Source organism: Bacillus sp. C30 (assembly GCF_040838255.1).
Lineage (GTDB): Bacteria > Bacillota > Bacilli > Bacillales > Bacillaceae_G > Bacillus_A > Bacillus_A mycoides.
The window spans coordinates 1-3,847 of sequence record NZ_JBFPJH010000307.1; the positions used below are offsets into that span (position 1 = coordinate 1).

Consider the following 3,847-nt stretch of genomic DNA (forward strand, 5'->3'; position numbering starts at 1 on the left):
ACCCAAACGCCACTTTATAATCCGGTCTCTATTTTTTAAACTTTGCAACAGAACCTTCCAAACCATACAAGAACAGTACAATCGATTGTTTGGAAGCGGAGAAATGCAACGCATAATTACTGAATAATCGGACAATAGAGGAGAGACATCTCATGAGATGTCTCTCCTCTATTGTCCCAAAATATGGCGTATATCCGACAGTTCCATATTCGTAAACTTTGCAATATCTTCGATATCCATGCCGTTTTTATGCATGCCCTGAATCAGTTGGATTTTCCCTTCTTGAATGCCAACTTCTTTCCCCTTTTCCATACCTTTTTCTATCCCCTCTTGAAGCCCTTCTTCTTTTCCAACTTTTTTTCCTTCTTCAAGTCCTTCTTCTCGCCCTTTTTTCTCTGCATATTTATATTTAGAGGCTTCATCAATCAGCGTCTTTTGTCTTGCTTCATATAACATACGGAATCCAGGGCCTTGACTCATCTTTTCCCATTTTTGCATCGCATCTTTTAAAATCGGGTCTCGGTTCATGGCAATCTCCTCCAGCGTATGCGTTAATTGTGTATCCTCATTGGCAGATAATAAGAGTAACCATCGTACAAAGTCGTCTTCCCACGGATTGACTTGCTCTTGTTTCCATTGCGCCATTAATTTAGGGATTTCAATTATGTGCAACTCTAAATCGTCTATCAGTAGTTTTTGTAACTCAATATCCCACAGTTTCCCTGTTGTATGGAACACTTCGTATTCTGGAAAGACTGGAAAGTTCAAAATATTAATGGTAATCGTCTTTCGCAAGGCATCATACGAACCACCTTTTTGCATTTGAGAAGCGTATAAGCGACTCCAGTAATACAAACTACGTTTAAGAAAATCATTTTGATCATTCAATTGTATTTCAATGGCAATTTGGGTATCATCATCTAAAGTTGCTAATACATCTAGAATGGACAACTTGTCTTTTTCGTATTCCCTGTGCACATGTGGGTCTTCTATTTTCAGCGTTTGAATCGGTGAAAATAGAAGATGCTAACGTCACGTTCAAAAATTGCATTAATATCTGTTCATTTCCTCTTGTTCCAAATAATTGCTTGAACGCAAAATCGACGCGTAAATTAACTAAAGGTTGATTCATAAAGTGAGTCACCTTTCTTATTTCATATTCTATCTTTTTTGTTAGTCCCCTTTTTTCGGGGGAATGGGCAAAGAAAGTATATATCTATTGTAGCGGAGGAAGGAGAGAAGAGGCACCCCTTGTTGCTATCTTTGATGTGTTTTATTTTTTTTTTAATATGGTACGTGAAATTTTATGAAATTGCTTGTATATGCACCTATCCTCACTGCTTTATATCCCTTTCTACCTGAAATATTTACTGCCCATCTTTTCATCCTCTTATCTCCTTGAATGGGCGCTCTTTACCTTTCGAGACTAAACCGTATTCAACACTCCCTTCTCTTTCGTTAGAGAGGAGTCTGATCGTTCGTTTTTTATCCCCCCCTCGACTAATAAATTGAATATAATTACCATTTTTAAGAATGTTCAAGTAGGTCGTGTGACCCCAAGTAGGCATAACATTCTCCTATACATCCTGAACTACATGTGAATCGTCAAATGAGACGAACAGTAATACACCGCTCGGTGTTTCAACTCTTCATACGTGTATAATTTTTGTTTCTTAAGTAATTTCGGATATTTCTGTCTATAGTAGGTGAACAGCCCTTCACCATTATTTCCCAAACGATACCGACGTGTTTGTCTAATGGTACCGAGATCAAACTGTTCTAGAAACTGTAATGCCTGTGAAGTCAGAATTTCTTCCTCTGTTACATAGGCATGAATAAAAACGAGTTCTTTTATTGTTATGTAAGTGTAATATGAATTTCCACCCATAGAAAAATCCCCTCCTCTATCTATTTTTGTACAGGCATTGACGAGACATATATAAGAACCTATTTGTTTAGCCTATCAGTATCTTCAGTGTTTGTTTTACTTTTTCCTCGTCTACTCGATAAAATACTTCTAACCCTTTTCGCTCATATGCTGCTTTATGCGATTTTAACTTACCACGATGTTGCGAAATAGTGGATTGGGGCAGGTCGAAATACCGTTGTAATTCCGTAACATTTAAAGCCTTTTTCTCTAACAAATGATGTACCATTTGGAGACGGACAGGGTGTGCTAATACCTTGAGCATTTCTGAAATACGTTCCAAATCATTTCGCTCTGTGTGAAAAACATTTTTCATACTCTTTTTTCTCCTCCATTCCTTTTTGACAGGATTTCCCCTCAATTTCTGTTATATCATGAAAAGCTCCTAAACTATCTTGCGCCGTTCTCTTTTTCTCTTTATACTAAGATTCACATAACAACAATCATACGAGGTGCCTGATGAATAAAATAGAATTAATTCAAAAAGTAGCAATAAAAACAGGACTAAAAAGAACACAAGCAAGTCTTGCGGTAGATAGCGTATTAGTATCCATTCAAGAAGCTCTGCAAAATGGAGACAATGTACAATTAATCGGATTCGGTTCATTCGAAGTGCGAGAGCGTGCTGCACGAGAAGGACGGAATCCAACTACTGGGGAGGCTCTTATCATTCCTGCGAAAAAAGCACCTGCCTTTAAAGCCGGTAAACAATTAAAAGAAGCGGTAAACAACTAAATATACTTCTGTCTATCATTCTACAGAAGCATGAGATCACCAAGATTCATGCTTCTGTTTCTTTTATAATCGGATTGTTGAAATGGCATGTTTATACACGAGCTGTTGTTTCCCGTCCACTTCTACCAAAATCGAATATACATCCTACCCTGTTATTGTTCCTTTGATATGAAATCCATTTACTAAAATCATTGTCATGCTCCTTTTTCTTTGTACTGCTTCTTGTAGTACTTGTTCCTGAAAGGATACCCTATCTTTTGTTCTTTCCTTTTGTAGTACTTGTGTTTTTCTTTCCAACGTTTTATTCCTCCTTCTTCTCAGGCTCTTACAAGATATTGTTCTAATTCCTGCATAAGCTGTTTCGCTCCTTCTGGACTTAACGTCAGTTTCTCATTCGTTACTTTTATAGGGTGAAAAGATACTTCTCCTGTGATGGGACAAACGTCATTTCCCTTGTATTTCTGCAAAATAATGCCTTCTCCTTCTACAAAGATTTCTACCGAATCTTTTTCCTCTATCCCCAGCACTTTTCTTGTTTCCTTCGGTATCACAACCCGCCCCAAAGGGTCTATTTTTCGTAAGATTCCTATTGATTTCAACTGACATTCGCTCCTAGATTTTTCATTTATCACATTCAACCCTTTATTTCTCTTGTTCTTCTATCACCAATTGTACCCGAAACATGCTTTCTTCTCCTTCTAATAAAGCACCCATTTTCAATAAACGACTGATTAATTCTTCGGAACTGTATACACCTGATAAGGTCGTGCGATATCCTTGTATAGGTACAGGTGCTCCTATACGATGCACTACCTCAGAATCCGTATCAAAAAGAGAAATTTGTTCTACTGGTAGCACGGATTCCATTTGTTTTTGCTTCGTTTGTTTACCTGTTTTTCGATTTTTCTGACGTGATTCTCGTGGTTCCGTTGCAAAGTTAAAAAATTCCTTAAAACACTGAATTTCACATGCGATTTCTTGTATAATCCATGTTATTTATTCTTTTATTTTGTATCTCTATTCTAAAATTTTAAGAAAATAAAAACTTTGCAACAGAACCCTTATTTTGTCTCCTATCCTTACAAAATATGAGGTGGTACAGTAAAACTGGAACACAGTATAGATATAATTTATTCTATATAAGAGGTGTTTCAGATGAAAAAACAGTATGATGAAATGTTTAAA

The 3,847-nt window shown here is 36.8% G+C and carries 5 protein-coding genes and 2 pseudogenes; 1 reads left to right on the forward strand and 6 read right to left on the reverse strand.

Annotated elements, in window-relative coordinates; all coding sequences use genetic code 11:
- Positions 1-168: 168 nt before the first annotated feature.
- The 3 genes and pseudogenes from AB3X49_RS19065 to AB3X49_RS19075 form a co-directional block, all read right to left on the reverse strand.
- Positions 169-1,132, reverse strand: a pseudogene (locus AB3X49_RS19065) (Rpn family recombination-promoting nuclease/putative transposase).
- Positions 1,133-1,591: 459 nt separating this feature from the next.
- Positions 1,592-1,888, reverse strand: coding sequence for a hypothetical protein (locus AB3X49_RS19070; RefSeq protein ID WP_367964039.1), 297 nt, complete (start codon positions 1,886-1,888; stop codon positions 1,592-1,594).
- A 67-nt stretch (positions 1,889-1,955) separates the two neighbouring features.
- Positions 1,956-2,243, reverse strand: a complete 288-nt coding sequence (locus AB3X49_RS19075) for an ArsR/SmtB family transcription factor (protein ID WP_367964041.1) — start codon at positions 2,241-2,243, stop codon at positions 1,956-1,958.
- 143 nt (positions 2,244-2,386) lie between these two features.
- Between AB3X49_RS19075 and hbs the strand changes: the two genes are divergently transcribed.
- Positions 2,387-2,662 carry a non-specific DNA-binding protein Hbs gene (hbs, locus tag AB3X49_RS19080; RefSeq protein WP_367964043.1) on the forward strand — a complete coding sequence of 92 codons (276 nt, stop codon included), beginning with the start codon at positions 2,387-2,389 and terminating at the stop codon, positions 2,660-2,662.
- A 63-nt stretch (positions 2,663-2,725) separates the two neighbouring features.
- Here the strand turns inward: hbs and hfq are convergent.
- The 3 genes and pseudogenes from hfq to AB3X49_RS19095 all read right to left on the reverse strand — a co-directional run bounded on the left by hfq (position 2,726) and on the right by AB3X49_RS19095 (position 3,529).
- Positions 2,726-2,959 (reverse strand): annotated as a pseudogene (gene hfq / locus AB3X49_RS19085) (RNA chaperone Hfq).
- Positions 2,960-2,979: 20 nt separating this feature from the next.
- The gene (locus tag AB3X49_RS19090; protein ID WP_367964045.1) at positions 2,980-3,261 is read right to left on the reverse strand and encodes an AbrB/MazE/SpoVT family DNA-binding domain-containing protein; all 282 of its coding nucleotides are present in this window, start codon (positions 3,259-3,261) and stop codon (positions 2,980-2,982) included.
- A gap of 43 nt (positions 3,262-3,304) precedes the next feature.
- On the reverse strand, positions 3,305-3,529 hold the full coding sequence (locus AB3X49_RS19095; RefSeq protein WP_367964047.1) for a hypothetical protein: 225 nt from the start codon (positions 3,527-3,529) through the stop codon (positions 3,305-3,307).
- Positions 3,530-3,847: the final 318 nt, after the last annotated feature.

Excerpts from the sequence above, each read along its gene's own strand:
- AB3X49_RS19070 (WP_367964039.1), bottom strand. The coding sequence starts at position 1,888 with ATGGGTGGAAATTCATATTACACTTACATAACAATAAAAGAACTCGTT.
- AB3X49_RS19075 (WP_367964041.1), bottom strand. The coding sequence starts at position 2,243 with ATGAAAAATGTTTTTCACACAGAGCGAAATGATTTGGAACGTATTTCA.
- hbs (WP_367964043.1), top strand. The coding sequence starts at position 2,387 with ATGAATAAAATAGAATTAATTCAAAAAGTAGCAATAAAAACAGGACTA.
- AB3X49_RS19095 (WP_367964047.1), bottom strand. The coding sequence starts at position 3,529 with ATGGAATCCGTGCTACCAGTAGAACAAATTTCTCTTTTTGATACGGAT.